The organism is Leifsonia sp. GW821-FHT13C05 (assembly GCF_058806515.1).
Genome location: NZ_JBXAPT010000001.1, coordinates 1,070,144 through 1,085,787, shown reverse-complemented (window position 1 = coordinate 1,085,787; position 15,644 = coordinate 1,070,144). Strand labels below are relative to the sequence as shown.

Sequence of the window (15,644 nt, the reverse complement as noted above, 5' to 3'; positions counted from 1 at the left end):
AGTAGGGTGCCTCTCGACCTCAGCGCCTCGTCCATCGACATCACCCGCCAGATCTGCGACATCGAATCGGTGTCGGGCAACGAGAAAGAACTGGCCGACGCGATCGTGGAGGCGCTCAGCGGCCTCGACCATCTGGAGATCATCCGCGACGGCGACACCGTCGTCGCGCGCACCGATCTCGGCAGGGAGCGCCGCGCCGTCATCGCCGGTCACATCGACACCGTGCCGCTGAACGACAACCTGCCCACCCGCTTCGAGACCGCGGACGGCATCCAGTACCTCTGGGGCCGCGGCACGGTGGACATGAAATCCGGCACCGCCGTGCAGCTGAAGCTTGCCGCCGAGCTCACCGACCCGGCCATCGACATCACCTGGATGTGGTACGACCACGAGGAGGTCTCCGCCGACCTCAACGGCCTCGGCCGCCTCGCGCGCAACCGGCCCGACCTGTTCCAGGGCGACTTCGCCATCCTGGGCGAGCCGAGCAACGGTGTCGTCGAGGGCGGCTGCAACGGCAACCTGCGCGTCGAGGTGCGCACGTACGGGCTGCGGGCGCACTCGGCCCGCGGCTGGATCGGCGACAACGCCATCCACAAAGCCACGCCCATCCTGGACACCCTGGCGGCGTACACGGCGCGCGAGGTCGAGGTCGACGGGCTCGTCTACCGCGAGGGCCTGAACGCGGTCGGCATCACCGGTGGCGTCGCCGGCAACATCATCCCGGACGAGTGCATGGTGCACATCAACTACCGGTTCGCGCCGTCCCGCACCTCCGAGGAGGCCATCGCGCACATGCACGAGCTGTTCGGCGACTACGAGATCACCGTCGTCGACCGTGCGGACGGCGCCCGCCCCGGACTGGATGCGCCGCTCGCGCAGGAGTTCCTCGCCGCGGTCGGCGGAACGGCCAAGCCGAAGTACGGCTGGACGGACGTGGCACGGTTCAGCGCGATGGGCATCCCGGCGGTCAACTACGGCCCCGGCGACCCGCTGAAGGCGCACGCAGACGACGAGCGCGTCGCGGTCGACCAGATCACCGCCGTCGAGGCGGGACTCCGCGCCTGGCTGACCGGTGCTTCCCGCCGCTGACGTCGAGGCGCCGCCGGCGGCGGGCGGCCTCCAGCGCACCTGGGCGCGCTGGTGGGTGCGGGTGCTGGCCGTGTACGCGGCGAGCAGGGTCGTCTCCACCGTCTTCCTGCTGATCTTCGCGAGCGTGCAGGGCAAGAACCCCTGGACGGGAGCGCACCCGGACTACTTCTCGTTCGCGACGATCTGGGACGGGCTCTGGTACAACATCGTCGCCGTCTCGGGCTACCCGTCGTCGCTGCCGACGGTCGACGGCATCCACGTCACCGAGAACGCGTGGGCGTTCATGCCCGGGTACCCCGGCCTCGTGAACGTCGTCATGTTCCTGACCAGGATGCCGTGGGCCCCCGCCGCCGTCACCGTCTCCGTGCTCTGCGGGGCAGGGGCGACGCTCGTCTTCTACCGGCTGATGCTGCGGGTCGGCCTGTCCGCGTCGACCAGCCTGTTCGCGGTGGTGCTGTTCTGCGTCTCTCCGGTCTCCCCGCTGTTCCAGCTGGCGTACGCGGAGTCGCTGTATCTGCTGCTGCTCGCCACCGCCCTGCTGCTGCTCGTCGAGCGACGATACGGCTGGCTGTTCCCCGTGGTCACGGTCATGGCGTTCACCCGGCCGAGCGGACTGGCGTTCGCGCTGGCGCTCGGGATGCACGTGATCTACCGCTGGGTGGTGCGCCGCCGCGACCCGTTCCCGGTGCGCGACCGCATCCTGAGCCTGTCGCTGACGGTGTTCAGTGGGCTGGCCGGGCTGGCGTGGCCCGCCATCGCCGCCGCGGCGACCGGGTCGCTCACGGCGTACACGGACACCGAGCTGGCCTGGCGCTCTCCATACATCGGATACACGCACCTGGTGCCGTTCGCCTCGTGGTTCCAGGGCGCGTACTGGTGGTCGAACGCCATGCTCGGTCTGCCGGGCTGGCTCGGCATCGTGGTGCTCGTGATCGTGCTCGCCCTCTTCGCGATCACCCTGTTCTCGCCCGGTGTGCGGAGGCTCGGCGTCGACCTGCGGTTCTGGATCGTGGCGTACGCGCTGTATCTGCTCGCCGTGTTCTTCCCGCAGTCGAGCACGTTCCGGCTGCTGATGCCGCTGTTCCCGCTGCTCGGTGCGATGGCGCTGCCGCGCAGCAGGGTCTACCGGGTGGGGCTGGTGCTGCTCTTCCTGGCGTTGCAGGTGGGCTGGCTCGCGATCGCCTGGGGTGTCGACGGAGCCGACTGGTCGCCCCCGTGATCGGCGGTCAGCCCCGAACGCGGGTGGATTCGATTTCCGCCCGTCCGCTCCGATGACAGATAATAGACATACATCCACGAAAGGGGAGCTGCATGGCGGCCATGAAGCCGAGGACCGGGGACGGGCCAATGGAGGCTGTGAAGGAGGGTCGGCTCATCATCGTGCGGGTGCCGCTCGAAGGTGGGGGACGGCTCGTCGTCTCCGTCAACGACGCGGAAGCCAAAGAACTTCACGATGCTCTCGCGAGCGTCGTGACGACCTCCTAGCGCACACGAACGAGTACCCGAGGAACGGGCCCCACGGGGCCCGTTCCGCCGTTAAGGCGTCGGCTACGGCGTCAGCTTGGTGAGCTGCAGCAGGCCGTCTCCCGCGGGGGAGAGGGCGGCGATCACGGCGCCGGAGCCCGCGGTCTCCGTGATGAGCGTGCGGAAGCCGGTCGCGACGTCGTCCCGCGCCGCGGGGTCGGAGACGCGGCCCTTCCAGAGTGCGTGCGCCACGAGCACGGTTCCGCCGGGGCGGGCGAGGCGGAGGCCGTGCTCGACGTACTCGATGACCGAGCCGGGGTCGGCGTCGACGAAGACGATGTCGTAGGAGTTCTCGTTCATGCGGGGGAGCACATCCAGTGCCCTGCCGGTGATCAGCCGCACCCGGTTGGAGGCGATGCCCGCCTCGGTGAAGAACCCGCGGGCGTGCTGCTGGTGGTCGACCTCGGAGTCGATCGAGGTGAGCTGCGCCTCCGTGCCGCCTGCGAGAAGCCACAGGCCGGAGACGCCGACGCCCGTGCCGATCTCGACGATGCTCTCCGCCGCCGTCGCGGCGACGACGACAGCGGCCTGCGCACCGATGCTCGGCGCGATCGGCTCGATGCCCAGTTCGAGCGACTGCTGCCTGGCGCGCGCGATCACCTCGCTCTCGACGATGACGTCGTCGGCGAACTTCCAATTCGAATCTTTGTCAGACACAGTGCTCCCGATGCTCTCCGGTCCAGGATACGGCCAGGACGCACAGCAACACCGCAGGCGCGACCGCGATACCCTTGCTCCTGTGTTCGGTCTGACTTTCGACAAGTTGCTCATCGTGGCGGTGATCGCTGCCTTCTTGCTCGGACCGGAACGCCTTCCCACCTACGCGGCCAAGCTTGGCAAATTCACCAGGTCGCTGCGCGATTTCGCGAACGGCGCCAAAACCAGGATGCGCGACGAGATGGGCCCGGAGTTCGACGAGGTCGACTGGAAGAAGCTGGACCCGCGCCAGTACGACCCGCGCCGCATCATCCGCGAGGCGCTGCTCGACGATCCGGCCGCCACGTCGACGGTCACGGAGAGCAGCATCAAGCCGGTGACCGAGTCGGCGTACGCGCAGCGCAAGCGCAAGCTGGAGGCCGGCGCAGTCCCGCCATTCGACACCGAATCCACCTGAGCGGAAGCCCGCAACGCTGAATCCTCCTGGGAGGCCCCCGCATCCAATACGATGCGGGAATGATCGCAACGGAGCAGACGGTCGCACGCGCGACGGTCACGCGCTACGCCGTCGGCTCGCTCGGCACGGGCGGCTTCTCCACCCTGCCGGGGCTGGTGCTCGTCTACTACCTGACGGACACGCTCGGCGTCGCCGCGATCGTCGCCGGCCTCGTCGTGACGCTCGCCAAGGTGTGGGATGTGATCATCGACCCGGTGATCGGCGCCCGCTCCGACCGGATGCTCGCCGTCGGCGGGTCGCGCCGCCCGATGATGATCCTCGGCGCCGTCACCCTCCCCGTGCTCTTCCTGCTCACCTTCGCCGTGCCGGTCGGGACGCCCGAGCCGCTCGCGGCCGTGTGGGTGTTCGTGGCGTTCCTGCTGACGGCGACGGCGTTCAGCCTGTTCCAGGTGCCGTACATCGCGCTGCCCGCTGAACTCGCCTCCGGCTACGACCAGCGCACCAGGCTACTGACCTGGCGTGTCGTGGTGCTCACCTTCGCGATCCTGCTGTTCGGCGCGGGTGGCCCTGCCTTGCGGTCGCTCGGCGGCGACAACCAGTTCGCCGGCTACTTCCTGATGGCGCTCGTCGCCGGTGTGGTGATCGGGGCCGGGATGCTCGTGTCGGCGTTCGTCGCACCGCGCCGGCCGGCATCCACCGTCGTCCCGCCGACGGTGGGCGTGCTCACGACGCTGCGCACGAACTACGCGGCCGGGGTGGCGGCGCTCCGCGACAGTCAGCCGTTCCGGGCGCTGCTGCTGACCTTCCTGCTGCAGGGGCTCGCCACCGGGCTGATGCTCGCCGGTGCCAACTACGTGGCCACCTGGGTGCTGCACTCCGAGGATGCCGTGACGTTCCTGTTCGTCGCCCTGATCGGTCCTGCGCTGATCGTGACGCCGCTCTGGGGCGTGATCTCGCGCCGGATCGGCAAGGAGCGCGGGTTCGTGGCCGCGAGCATCCTGTTCGGGGTGGCCGCGCTCTCGATGCTGTTGCTGGTGTGGTTCCCTGGGGCGTGGGTGTATGCGCCGGTCGCGCTGGTCGGCGCAGGGTACGCCGGGATGCAGTCACTGCCGATGGCGATGCTGCCCGACGTGATCTCGCACGACGCCACCCGTAACGGACCGGGGCGGGCCGGGACGTTCGGCGGGATGTGGACGGCGGGGGAGACCACCGGGATGGCGCTCGGCGCGACCGTGCTGACGATCATCCTGGCGCTCACCGGCTACGTCACCCGGTCGATGACGGAGTCCACGGCGATCGCCGCTGGGCAGCCGGCGAGTGCTGTCGTCGGCATCGTGATCGGTTTCAGCATCGTTCCCGCGGCGATCGTGGCGCTCAGCCTCATCCCGCTCTCCCGGTACGGCCTGCGCAAGGAGGACATTGATGGTCGCGTTTGACTCTGCGGCGATCCTGGGGCGGCTCGCCGCGCTCCGGGCGGCGGACGCCCCGACGCACGGCGGTCGCGTGCTGAGCTACGTCTACGACTCGGGTCTCGCCGAGGTGGACGAGCTGGCCGCGCAGGCGATGCGCCTGGTGCAGCCCGTGAACGGGCTCGACCCCACCACGTTCACCTCGGTGGCCGTGATGGAGCGCGAGGTGCTCGGCTTCGCCCGCGAACTGCTGCACGGCGCGGACGACGTGGTCGGCTCCGTGACGTCGGGCGGCACGGAGTCGTGCCTGCTCGCCGTGAAGACCGCGCGCGACGTCTGGCGGGCGGCGGGCGGCATCGGCCGCGCGCGGATGGTCGCTCCCGTGACGGTGCACGCTGCGTTCCAGAAGGCGGCGCACTACTTCGACGTGGACCTGGAGCTCGTCTCCGTGCATCCGGAGACGGGTGTGGTCGACGCGGACGCGATCGTCGGCAGGCTCGGGGCCGACGTGGCCCTGGTCGTCGTCTCCGCGCCCGGATACCCGCTCGCGGCGCTCGACCCCGTCGAGGCCGTCGCCGCCGCCTGCGCGGACGCCGGCATCGCTCTGCACGTGGATGCCTGCATCGGCGGCTGGATCCTGCCGTTCTGGCGGAACGCCGACGGCACTCCGCTGCAGCTCTGGGATTTCCGCGTTCCCGGCGTCACCAGCATCTCCGCCGACCTGCACAAGTTCGGCTACGCACCGAAGGGCGCGAGCGTGCTGCTGCAGCGCGGCCGCGACCGGCAGAGGATGCAGTACTTCGCGACCACGGGCTGGCCGGGCTATCCGGTGGTCAACCCGACGATGCTCGGCTCCAAGTCGGCCGGAGCCCTCGCGGCGTCCTGGGCGATCGTGCAGGCGCTCGGCGCGCGCGGCTTCGCCGAGCTGGCCGAGTCCTGCCGCCGGGCGACGCGCGCGCTGGCCGACATCATCGGCGACATCGACGGCCTGCGGATCGTGGGGGACCCTGTCGGGCCGCTGCTCGCGGTCGCCACCGACGAGTCCGTTCCTCCCGAGCGCCGCGTCGACCCGCACCACTGGGCGGACAGGGCGGGGCGCCGCGGCTGGCACCTGCAGCTGCAGCCCGGTCTGGTTCAGCCGGACGGAACGCGGCTGCCGCACACCACGCACCTCACGATCACCCCGGTGACCGAGGAGCGCGTGGACGAGCTCGAGGCTGCGCTGCGCGCCTCCGCCGACGAGGTGCGCGGGGTGCCGGCGGTCGACCCGTCCGCGATCCTGGGGGCGCTCCCGCCGGGCCTCGCGGACGGCCCGCTCGACGCGGAGACGGCGTGGGGCGTGCTGCAGGCGATCGGGCTCGCCGGCGCGAGCGACGACGCGTCAGGAGCCACGCTGCCGGACGAGCTGGCGCCGTTCCTCGCGCTGATCGGGGCGCTGCCCCGGCCGCTCACCGAACGTCTGCTGATCGAGCTGCTGGCGCGGATCGTCGAGCCGACCGAGAGCTGACGGTCAGACCACCGAGATCCCGAGTTTCCGCCCGGAGAGCCCGCGCGCCCGGGTGGCGAGCCTGTCCGCCACCGACCGGATGGCCACGGCTGCGGCATCGGCGGGGTCGGTGACCACGATCGGCGCGCCCGTGTCTCCACCCGCTCGCAACGGGATGCTCAGCGGCACCGACGCGAGCAGCGGCACCTCCTCGTCCTGTCCGGCAGAGAGGCGGCGCGCGACCTCGGCCCCGCCGCCGCTGCCGAACAGGTCGAGCACGGTGCCGTCCGGCTGGGGGAGCCCCGCCATGTTCTCGATGACGCCGATGACCTTCTGGCCGGTCTGACGGGCGAGCACGCCGCTCCGCTCAGCGACGTCGGCGGCCGCGGGCTGCGGGGTGGTCACCACGATCACCTCGGCGTTCGGCAGCAGCTGCCCCACCGAGATCGCCACGTCCCCCGTACCGGGCGGGAGGTCGAGCAGGAGCACGTCGAGATCGCCGAAGAAGACGTCGCCGAGGAACTGCTGGATGGTGCGGTGCAGCATCGGGCCGCGCCAGGCGACGGCGGCCGACGGCGAGTCCACGAACATCCCGATCGACACCACCTTCACCCCGTAGGCGACGGGAGGCAGGATCATGTCGTCCACGCGGGTCGGGCGCTGTGCCACGCCCTCGGCGTCTGTGAGGCCCAGGATGCCGGGGATCGAGAAGCCGTGCACGTCCGCATCCACGATCCCGACTCGCAGGCCGCGCTCCGCGAGGGCGACGGCGAGGTTGGCGGTGACGGTCGACTTGCCGACGCCGCCCTTTCCGCTGGTCACCGCGTAGACGCGGGTGAGCGAGTCCGGCCCGAACTGCTGGGCCCGGGATGCGCGGCCTCCGCGCAGCTTCTCGGTGAGCGCCCTGCGCTCCTCCTTCGACATCACCGTCACGTCGACCGTGACGGCGGTGACGCCGGGCACGCTCGCGGTGGCGGTGCGCACATCCCGTTCGATCGTGTCGGCGGCCGGGCAGCCGACGATCGTCAGCTTGACGCCCACCGTCGCGTGCCCGGACGGGTCGACGGCGACGCCGCCCACCATGTCCAGCTCGGTGATAGGCTTGCGGATCTCCGGGTCGAGCACACCGGCGAGGGCGTGCAGGACCGTGTCGGCCAGCTCAGCCACGCGCCTGCGCCCCGTCGCCGTCCCTGCCGTCGTCGTCGCGCCGGTCCAGGTCGTCGAGGAGGGCGCGCAGCTCGGCGCGGATGAAGTCCTTGGTCGCGATGTCCTTGATCGCCAGCCGCAGGGCGACGACCTCGCGCGCCAGGTACTCCGTGTCCGCCAGGTTGCGCTCAGCGCGCTGCCTGTCCTGCTCGATCTGCACGCGGTCGCGGTCGTCCTGCCTGTTCTGGGCGAGCAGGATGAGCGGGGCGGCGTACGACGCCTGCAGCGACAGCACCAGGGTCAGCGCGATGAAGCCGAGCGCGATCGAGTCGAACCGCCAGGCGACGGGGGCGAGGGTGTTCCACGCCATCCAGAACACGACGAAGACGGTGAGGCCCAGGATGAACCAGGGCGTGCCCATCGCGCGGGCGATCCACTCGGTGAACCGGCCGAACCTGTCGTTGTTGTCGACGGTCTGGCCGCGGCGGGGGATGACGGTGGTGCGGAGGCCCTTGGGCGCATCCAGGCGGGTGTCCTGCTTACCTCGTGCCATTGCCGCCCCTCCTTCCGTTCACAATGCGGATACTGCCGGTCTGATCGGAGACGGGCGCGCGTTTCACGGGCTCGTCTTCGTCGCGACTTCGCCAGTCGTCTGGCAGCAGGTAGTCGAGGATGTCGTCAATGGTCACCACCCCGACCAGTCGGTGGTTGTCGTCCACGACGGGAACGGAGACCAGGTTGTAGCTGGCCAGGATGCGCGACACCTCGGCAGCGGAGGTGTTCGCCGTCACCGGTTCCAGGCTCGGGTCGAGCAGGGTGCCCAGGCGCACGTGCGGCGGGTAGCGGAGCATCCGCTGGAAGTGCACGACGCCGAGGAAGCGCCCGGTCGGCGCCTCGTAGGGCGGCAGGGTCACGCACACCGCCGCGCCGAGCGCCGGGGCGAGCTCGTGCCTCCTGATCAGGGCGAGCCCCTCCGCGACGGTGGCGTCGGCGGAGACGATGATGGGCTCGGTCGTCATCAGACCGCCCGCGGTGTCCGGCGCATAGCTGAGCAGCATGCGCACGTCCTCCGCCTCCTCCGGCTGCATCAGTTCGAGCAGGTGCTCTCCACGCTCGTCGGACAGCTGGGCGATGAGGTCGGCGGCGTCGTCCGGCTCCATCTGGTCGAGCACGTCCGCCGCGCGGTCGTCGTCGAGCTTGGCGAGGATCTGCACCTGCTCGGACTCCGGCATCTCCTCGAGCACGTCGGCGAGACGGTCGTCCGGCAGCTCTTCCGCGACCTCGAGCATCCGGAGCGGTGGGAGATCCAGCAGGGTGTTCGCAAGGTCGGCCGGCTTCAGCTCGGAGTACGTGGCGATCAGCTGCTCGGCGGACTGCGCCTCGCCGCGCGCCTGCTTCTCGCGCACCTCGTTCCAGGTGACGAACGTGGTCGGGCCTTTGCCGAACGGGGACGATCCGGACTTCGGGCGGCGCACGAAGAGCTGGCTGATCGCCCACTCTCCCGTCGCGGACTCCTCGATCGCCACGTCCTCGATGGTCGCCTCGCCCGTGCCGTCGGCGAACAGCACCTTGCGGCCGAGCATCTCGGCGATCACGCGCACCTCGCCGCCGCGCTGCTCGAATCTGCGCACGTTGATGAGGCCGGTCGTAATGATCTGGCCGCTGCCGATGCTGGTCACCCGGCCGATGGAGACGAACACCCGCCGCTTGCCGGGGATCTCGACGATCAGCCCAACGACGCGCGGCGGATCGCTTTTTCGGTAGACCACCAGGACGTCGCGCACCTTGCCGACCCGGTCGCCGACCGGGTCGAAAACGGTGCACCCTGCCAAACGGGCGACGAAGACTCTGGTGGCACTCACATGTAATAACTTAAGCCCTCCGGCCGTCAGGTCGCTGCGGATGGAAGAATGGAGCGATGAGCAGCCAGAGTCCGCTTGGCGGACGCAACCGTGTCATGTTCCCCACGCTCCCGCGCGGAGAGGTCGTCGCCACCTACGAGACCTACCCGGAAGCGCAGCAGGCGGTGGATGTGCTGGCGCGCGCGGACTTTCCCGTCGACAAGGTCTCGATCGTCGGAAGCGACCTCAAGAGCGTCGAGCGCGTGACGGGGAAGCTGACCTGGGGGCGTGTCGCGGTCGCCGGTGCGGCATCCGGTGCGTGGCTCGGAATCTTCTTCGGCCTGCTGCTGGTGATCTTCTCGCCGCAGGTCAGCCTGGCGTTCGTGCTCGCCGCCGTGCTCATCGGCGCCGGGTTCGGGATGCTGTTCGGCGTCGTCTCGTACGCCATCAACCGCCGCCGCCGCGACTACACCTCGGTGATGCAGGTGATCGCGACCAGCTACTCGGTGCTCGTCGACTCCGACCTCGTCAACCGTGCCCGCAACCTGATGCAGGGCGGCGTCGGAGACGGCAGGGAGGCGCCCGTCGCGCACCCGTCCGACCCGCCGGTGGCGCCGCATCCGTCCGACCCTCCGCCCGCGTTCCCGCAGCCGGAGCACCCGTCCGACCCGCCACCGGCGCCGCCAGCGCCGGAGGAACCGCGCTAGCGGAATCGGGCTAGCGCAGTCGCTGCACCCACGCCTCCACGTCGTCCGCCGTGCGCGGGATGGCGATGGAGAGGTTCTCCGCGCCGTCTTCGGTGACCAGGATGTTGTCCTCGATGCGCACGCCGATCCCGCGGAACGCCTCCGGCACCGTGAGGTCGTCCGGCTGGAAATACAGGCCGGGCTCGATGGTGAACGTCATGCCCGCTTCGAGCACGCCGTCCAGGTAGAGCTCGCGGCGGGCCTGCGCGCAGTCGTGCACATCCAGTCCGAGGTGGTGACTGGTGCCGTGAACCATGTAGCGGCGGTGGTGCTGGTTGTCGGCCTGCAGAGCCTCCTCAGCGGTGACCGGCAGCAGCCCCCACTCCGCCGTGCGGCGGGCGATGACTGCCATCGCGGTGGCGTGGATCTCGCGGAACCGGATGCCGGGACGCACGATCGCGAACGCGGCATCCGCCGCCTCGCGCACGGTCTCGTAGACCAGCCGCTGCGTCTCGGTGAAGGTGCCGTCGATGGGGAACGTGCGGGTGATGTCGGCGGTGTAGTAGCTGTCGACCTCCACGCCGGCGTCCAGCAGGATGAGGTCGCCGGGGACCACGGGGCCATCGTTGCGCGTCCAGTGCAGGATGCACGCGTGCGGTCCGCTCGCGGCGATCGTGTCGTAGCCCACCGCGTTCCCGTCAGCGCGGGCACGGCCGTTGAAGACGCCCTCGACCAGGCGCTCGCCCCGGGGATGCGCGGTGATGCGCTCCAGATCGCCGATCACGTCGTCGAAGCCGCGCGCCGTCGCCGCGATGGCGGAGCGCAGCTCGGCCACCTCGTACGCGTCCTTGACCAGCCGCAACTCGGACAGGTCGCGCGCCAGCTGGTCGTCCGCGTCGTGCTGTTCCGGGTCGTAGCCGGGCGCGGAGGCGTCGTCTCCCGCGAGGACGAGGCGGAGCGCATCCACGGAGTCGGTGATGGTGGAGTCTGCCTCTCGCAGCACGATGGTGTCCGCGTCGGTGGCGTCGACGACCGCATCCAGATCGGCGATGCCGCGGGTGGCGAGTGCGAGATCGCTGGCGACCTGCGCGAGCGACGGGCGCGGGCCGATCCAGAACTCGCCGATCTCCGGGTTGGCGTAGAACTCGTCGGAGTCGCGGCCGGCGCGCTCGCGGAAGTAGAGGGTCGCGTCGTGCCCGGCGTCCGTCGGTTCCAGCACGAGCACGCTGCCCGGCTCGGAGTCGGAACCCCAGCCGGTGAGGTGCGCGAACGCCGAGTGGGCGCGGAAGGCGTAGTCGGTGTCGTTCGAGCGCTGCTTGAGGCGCCCGGCCGGGATGATCAGGCGCTTGCCGCGGTAGAGCTCGGAGATCGCCGCGCGGCGGGACGCGGCGAACGACGCCTGCTCCCGCGCATCCGGCAGCGTCTCCTCCCGCTCGGCCCAGCCGCTTCCGATGTATTCCTTGAAGCCGTCCGAACCCGGTGTCGTCGACCGGTTGGAGGTGGCGCGCGGGGCGGGGGCTGCTGTTGCCGGCTGGGTCTGCTGCTGCGAGGACATGCCGACCATTCTTCCACTCCTAGGATGGAGTGCATGGCTGATGTGCGACGCTTCCGTGGTCCCATCGACCTGCACACCCACTCGTCCGTCTCCGACGGCACCGAGACACCGGCGGAGCTGGTGCGGGCTGCAGCGGTCGCCGGGCTCGGCACGGTCGCGCTCACCGACCACGACTCCACAGCCGGCTGGCTGGATGCTGCGGCCGCCGGAGCAGAGGTGGGCGTCACCGTCCTCCCCGGCATGGAGCTCAGCACACGCATCGAGTTCGCCAGCGTGCACATGCTCGGCTACCTCTTCGACCCGCAGAACCCGGCGCTCGTCGCAGAGACAGCGCGCATCCGGGAGGGCCGGCTGACCAGGGCGGAGGAGATGGTCAACCGCATCGCGGAAGACTACGACATCACCTGGGCGGACGTGATGGACCAGGCCTCAGAGGGGGCGACCGTCGGACGCCCGCACATCGCGGACGCCCTCGTCGCCCGCGGGCTCGCCAGCGACCGCAGCGCCGCCTTCGCGGGCATCCTGCACTGGCGAGGCGGCTACTACCAGCCGCACTACGCTCCGGAGCCGCTGACCGGGGTGCGTCTCATCCGCGAGGCCGGCGGCGTCCCCGTGCTCGCGCATCCGGCGACGGGCGGGCGCGGCAGGGTCATCCCGGAGCAGCGGCTCGCGCGCCTGGTGGATGCCGGCCTCTTCGGCCTGGAGATCGACCACAGGGAGAACACCGAGGACGGCAAGGCCAGACTGCACGAACTGGCCGCGAAGTTCGGGCTCGCCGTGACCGGGTCGAGCGACTACCACGGCGACGGGAAACCGAACCGGCTGGGGGAGAACACGACCGATCCTGAGGTTGTTGACAGGATCATCGAAGAAGCGACAGGCGCGGCGCCCTTCTACGCGTCCTGAGGTTTTCTGCTTAGCCTGGGTCGGGGTTCGAAGCACGGAGCCCAGGATCGAGCACGGGAGACGAGGTCAGGCGTGAGCCGACGGAGCTGGTCAGCAGCGGCAGCGGCCGCGGTGCTGGTCGCCGCCATCGTGACGGCGGGAGGAGCATCCCCTGCCATCGCGGACACCTCGTATCCGTCGTGGGACGACGTGCAGGCGGCGAAGGCCAACGCCGCGGCCAGCCAGGCGGAGGTGGATCGCATCAACGGTCTACTCGCCTCGCTGCAGACCTCCGCGGACGCCGCAGGCGACCTCGCGATCAAGCGCGCGGGCGAGTACGGGCAGGCGGAGGCCGCCCTGCAGGCGGCGACGCAGAAGGCCGACGATCTGCGGACGGCCGCGACGGCGGCGAGCACCAAGGCGGCGTCCCTGCGCTCGCAGAGCGGCAAGCTCGCCGAGCAGCTCACCCGCTCCGGAGGGGCGGAGGTGTCTCTGCGGCTGTTCCTCACCGGGAACAGCTCGGTCAAGTCGTCGGAGCTGCTCTACCAGCTCGGTGCCGTCTCCAAGCTGGCCGACCAGGCGAGCACCCTGTTCGCGCAGGCCACGGCGCAGAAGAACCTCGCAGCATCCCTCAGCGAGCAGGCCGCCCAGGCCCGCACCATCCGTGACGGGCTGGCGACGCAGGCCAAGACGGCGCTCGACGCCGCCAAGGCGGCCAAGCAGGCGGCGGATGCGCAGCTCGCCGACCAGAGGCAGCACGCCGCCACCCTGTACGCGCAGCTCGCCGCTCTGAAGAACACCGAGGCGTCGGTGGAGCAGAAGTACGCGGAGGGTGTCGCGGCGGCGCAGGCGGCGGCAGCGCAGGCCGCAGCGGCCGCAGCGGCGGCGGGCGACGGAGGGGCGGACGGCTTCGCCCCGCCTCCGGGTGTCGACGTCGACCCGGCCGGAGCGCAGAACTACGCGTCCAGTGTGCTCGGGTCGTACGGCTGGGGTGGAGACCAGATGGGCTGCCTCATCCGGCTCTGGAACCAGGAGTCCGGCTGGCGCACCGACGCGTACAACACCTCGAGCGGGGCGTACGGCATCCCGCAGTCGCTTCCCGCGAGCAAGATGTCGTCGGCGGGCGGCGACTGGATGACCAACTACCGCACGCAGATCAACTGGGGCCTGAACTACATCAGCGGCCGCTACGGCTCACCCTGCGGAGCCTGGACCCACGAGATCGGCTACAACTGGTACTAAGAAATCGAGTCCGGACTTATTCACGCGACACGCCGGAGCGGTGCGTGAATAAGTCCGGACTCGATTGGTCCTGGCGCGGGTCAGGCGGTGGGAGCCGTGGGGGCTCCGCCGCGGGAGCGACGACGGCGGCGGCGCGGTGCGCTGTTGCCGTCGTGGTGCTCTGCTCCTCCGCCGTCGTGGGTTCCGGATGCCGGTGCGTCGGTTGCGGGAGCGGTCTCGGCCGAGCCTGCTCCGCTCGGGCGTCCGCCGCGGGTGCGGCGACGGCTGCGCTGGCTGTCGCCCGCTGCGTCCGATCCGCCGGAGCGACCGCCCTCGGAGCGTCCGCCGTCTGAGCGCTGTCCGCCCTCCGAGCGTCCACCGTCCGAGCGTCCGCCAGAGCGCTGCGCGCCGTCGGCCTTCACCGCGGGCGTCGCCTTCAGGCGGCCCTTGGAGCCGGCGGGGATGTCCAGGTCGGAGTACAGGTGCGGCGACGACGAGTACGTCTCCGTCGGCTCCGGCTGGCCGAACTCGAGGGCGCGGTTGATGAGCGCCCACTTGTGCAGGTCTTCCCAGTCCACGAACGTGACGGCGATGCCGGTCTTGCCGGCGCGTCCCGTGCGGCCCGCACGGTGCAGGTAGGTCTTCTCGTCGTCCGGGATGGTGTGGTTGATGACGTGGGTCACGTCGTCGACGTCGATGCCGCGGGCCGCGACGTCCGTGGCGATCAGGATGTCCTTCTTGCCGGCCTTGAAGGCGGCCATCGCGCGCTCGCGCTGCTCCTGGTTGAGGTCGCCGTGCACGGCGGCGGCGTTGAAGCCGCGGTCGTTGAGCTCCTCGACCAGCTTGGCCGCCGCGCGCTTGGTGCGCGTGAACACCACGGTCTTGCCGCGGCCTTCCGCCTGCAGGATGCGGGCGACGACCTCGTCTTTGTCGAGCGAGTGGGCGCGGTAGATCAGGTGCTTGATGTTCGCCTGGATCTGGCCCTCGTCCGGGTCGGTCGCGCGGATGTGGATGGGGCGCGTCATGAAGCGGCGCGCCAGGGCGACGATCGGGCCGGGCATGGTCGCGGAGAACAGCATGGTGTGGCGTGTGGCCGGAGTCTGCGCGAACAGCTTCTCGATGTCGGCGAGGAAGCCGAGGTCGAGCATCTTGTCTGCTTCGTCGAGCACCATCTCGCGCACGTTGGAGAGGTTGAGGAGTCGCTGGCCGGCGAGGTCGAGCAGACGGCCCGGCGTGCCGACGACGATCTGCGCGCCCGACTTGAGCTGGGCGATCTGGCCTTCGTACGCCTTGCCGCCGTAGATGGCGACGACCTCGGTGTCGCGGTTCGCCGCCGCCTGGGAGAGGTCTTCGAAGACCTGGACACACAGCTCGCGGGTGGGGACGACGACGAGTGCCTGCACCCCGGGCTCCGGGTGGAGTCCGAGACGCTGGATGATCGGGAGGCCGAAGCCGAAGGTCTTGCCGGTGCCCGTCTTGGCCTGGCCGATGATGTCCTGGCCGTCGAGAGCGAGCGGGATGGTCTGCGCCTGGATGGGGAAGGGCTCGATGATGCCCTTCGCGGCGAGAGCGTCGACCATGTCCTGGTCGATGTTGAGTTCAGAGAAAGTCACTAGAGAATATGCCTGTCGATCGTGAGTTGAAGGTCTACGCCTTGTTCCTCGTTCGCAGGCGTAGGGCCGTCGATC

General features: G+C 70.3%; 15 protein-coding genes. 9 read left to right on the top strand and 6 right to left on the bottom strand.

Annotated features, from left to right (window positions below; translation table 11 throughout):
* The first annotated feature begins 6 nt into the window (after positions 1 to 6).
* The 3 genes from dapE to AC1ROC_RS05195 all read left to right on the top strand — a co-directional run bounded on the left by dapE (position 7) and on the right by AC1ROC_RS05195 (position 2,574).
* Positions 7 to 1,089, top strand: coding sequence for a succinyl-diaminopimelate desuccinylase (dapE, locus tag AC1ROC_RS05205; protein ID WP_434948265.1), 1,083 nt, complete (start codon positions 7 to 9; stop codon positions 1,087 to 1,089).
* The gene (locus AC1ROC_RS05200) at positions 1,073 to 2,308 is read left to right on the top strand and encodes a hypothetical protein (RefSeq protein WP_492998527.1); all 1,236 of its coding nucleotides are present in this window, start codon (positions 1,073 to 1,075) and stop codon (positions 2,306 to 2,308) included. The genes dapE and AC1ROC_RS05200 overlap by 17 nt, the downstream gene beginning before the upstream one ends.
* A gap of 92 nt (positions 2,309 to 2,400) precedes the next feature.
* Positions 2,401 to 2,574: a DUF3117 domain-containing protein gene (locus AC1ROC_RS05195; protein ID WP_082581279.1), complete on the top strand. Its 174-nt coding sequence runs from the start codon at positions 2,401 to 2,403 to the stop codon at positions 2,572 to 2,574.
* Between the two features lie 63 nt (positions 2,575 to 2,637).
* Here AC1ROC_RS05195 and AC1ROC_RS05190 read toward each other — a convergent pair whose 3' ends face one another.
* Positions 2,638 to 3,270 (bottom strand): O-methyltransferase, encoded by a 633-nt coding sequence (locus tag AC1ROC_RS05190; protein ID WP_085369425.1) that lies wholly within the window; start codon positions 3,268 to 3,270, stop codon positions 2,638 to 2,640.
* 82 nt (positions 3,271 to 3,352) lie between these two features.
* On the opposite strand from AC1ROC_RS05190, the gene AC1ROC_RS05185 reads away from it, so the two are divergent.
* From AC1ROC_RS05185 to AC1ROC_RS05175, 3 genes are read left to right on the top strand one after another with little or no spacing between them, the layout of a single operon-like run.
* Positions 3,353 to 3,727, top strand: coding sequence for a twin-arginine translocase TatA/TatE family subunit (locus tag AC1ROC_RS05185; RefSeq protein WP_085369536.1), 375 nt, complete (start codon positions 3,353 to 3,355; stop codon positions 3,725 to 3,727).
* Positions 3,728 to 3,786: 59 nt separating this feature from the next.
* A complete protein-coding gene (locus AC1ROC_RS05180; RefSeq protein ID WP_492998524.1) occupies positions 3,787 to 5,163 on the top strand; it encodes an MFS transporter in 1,377 nt (458 codons plus the stop codon).
* Positions 5,150 to 6,643 carry a pyridoxal phosphate-dependent decarboxylase family protein gene (locus AC1ROC_RS05175; RefSeq protein WP_492998522.1) on the top strand — a complete coding sequence of 498 codons (1,494 nt, stop codon included), beginning with the start codon at positions 5,150 to 5,152 and terminating at the stop codon, positions 6,641 to 6,643. Before AC1ROC_RS05180 ends, AC1ROC_RS05175 begins: the two co-directional genes overlap by 14 nt.
* A 3-nt stretch (positions 6,644 to 6,646) precedes the next feature.
* Here the strand turns inward: AC1ROC_RS05175 and AC1ROC_RS05170 are convergent, their stop codons facing one another.
* From AC1ROC_RS05170 to AC1ROC_RS05160, 3 genes are read right to left on the bottom strand one after another with little or no spacing between them, the layout of a single operon-like run.
* Entirely contained in the window at positions 6,647 to 7,789 is a 1,143-nt protein-coding gene (locus AC1ROC_RS05170; RefSeq protein ID WP_492998520.1) for an Mrp/NBP35 family ATP-binding protein, read from the bottom strand.
* Complete coding sequence (locus AC1ROC_RS05165) at positions 7,782 to 8,321, bottom strand: DUF1003 domain-containing protein (RefSeq protein WP_492998518.1); 540 nt, start codon at positions 8,319 to 8,321, stop codon at positions 7,782 to 7,784. Before AC1ROC_RS05165 ends, AC1ROC_RS05170 begins: the two co-directional genes overlap by 8 nt.
* Complete coding sequence (locus AC1ROC_RS05160; protein WP_168689146.1) at positions 8,308 to 9,630, bottom strand: magnesium transporter MgtE N-terminal domain-containing protein; 1,323 nt, start codon at positions 9,628 to 9,630, stop codon at positions 8,308 to 8,310. Before AC1ROC_RS05160 ends, AC1ROC_RS05165 begins: the two co-directional genes overlap by 14 nt.
* A 56-nt stretch (positions 9,631 to 9,686) precedes the next feature.
* Here AC1ROC_RS05160 and AC1ROC_RS05155 point away from each other — a divergent pair, with 56 nt between their 5' ends.
* Positions 9,687 to 10,316, top strand: a complete 630-nt coding sequence (locus AC1ROC_RS05155) for a YflT domain-containing protein (RefSeq protein WP_492998516.1) — start codon at positions 9,687 to 9,689, stop codon at positions 10,314 to 10,316.
* A gap of 10 nt (positions 10,317 to 10,326) precedes the next feature.
* On the opposite strand, the gene AC1ROC_RS05150 is transcribed toward AC1ROC_RS05155, so the two are convergent.
* On the bottom strand, positions 10,327 to 11,859 hold the full coding sequence (locus AC1ROC_RS05150) for an aminopeptidase P family protein (RefSeq protein ID WP_492998514.1): 1,533 nt from the start codon (positions 11,857 to 11,859) through the stop codon (positions 10,327 to 10,329).
* Positions 11,860 to 11,883: 24 nt separating this feature from the next.
* Between AC1ROC_RS05150 and AC1ROC_RS05145 the strand changes: the two genes are divergently transcribed.
* Entirely contained in the window at positions 11,884 to 12,756 is an 873-nt protein-coding gene (locus AC1ROC_RS05145) for a PHP domain-containing protein (protein WP_492998512.1), read from the top strand.
* Positions 12,757 to 12,828: 72 nt separating this feature from the next.
* The gene (locus AC1ROC_RS05140) at positions 12,829 to 13,977 is read left to right on the top strand and encodes an aggregation-promoting factor C-terminal-like domain-containing protein (RefSeq protein ID WP_492998510.1); all 1,149 of its coding nucleotides are present in this window, start codon (positions 12,829 to 12,831) and stop codon (positions 13,975 to 13,977) included.
* A gap of 80 nt (positions 13,978 to 14,057) precedes the next feature.
* Here AC1ROC_RS05140 and AC1ROC_RS05135 read toward each other — a convergent pair whose 3' ends face one another.
* Positions 14,058 to 15,569: a DEAD/DEAH box helicase gene (locus AC1ROC_RS05135; protein WP_085369434.1), complete on the bottom strand. Its 1,512-nt coding sequence runs from the start codon at positions 15,567 to 15,569 to the stop codon at positions 14,058 to 14,060.
* Between the last annotated feature and the right edge of the window lie 75 nt (positions 15,570 to 15,644).

Excerpts from the sequence above, each read along its gene's own strand:
- AC1ROC_RS05195 (WP_082581279.1), top strand. The coding sequence starts at position 2,401 with ATGGCGGCCATGAAGCCGAGGACCGGGGACGGGCCAATGGAGGCTGTG.
- AC1ROC_RS05180 (WP_492998524.1), top strand. The coding sequence starts at position 3,787 with ATGATCGCAACGGAGCAGACGGTCGCACGCGCGACGGTCACGCGCTAC.
- AC1ROC_RS05175 (WP_492998522.1), top strand. The coding sequence starts at position 5,150 with ATGGTCGCGTTTGACTCTGCGGCGATCCTGGGGCGGCTCGCCGCGCTC.
- AC1ROC_RS05165 (WP_492998518.1), bottom strand. The coding sequence starts at position 8,321 with ATGGCACGAGGTAAGCAGGACACCCGCCTGGATGCGCCCAAGGGCCTC.
- AC1ROC_RS05155 (WP_492998516.1), top strand. The coding sequence starts at position 9,687 with ATGAGCAGCCAGAGTCCGCTTGGCGGACGCAACCGTGTCATGTTCCCC.
- AC1ROC_RS05150 (WP_492998514.1), bottom strand. The coding sequence starts at position 11,859 with ATGGTCGGCATGTCCTCGCAGCAGCAGACCCAGCCGGCAACAGCAGCC.
- AC1ROC_RS05145 (WP_492998512.1), top strand. The coding sequence starts at position 11,884 with ATGGCTGATGTGCGACGCTTCCGTGGTCCCATCGACCTGCACACCCAC.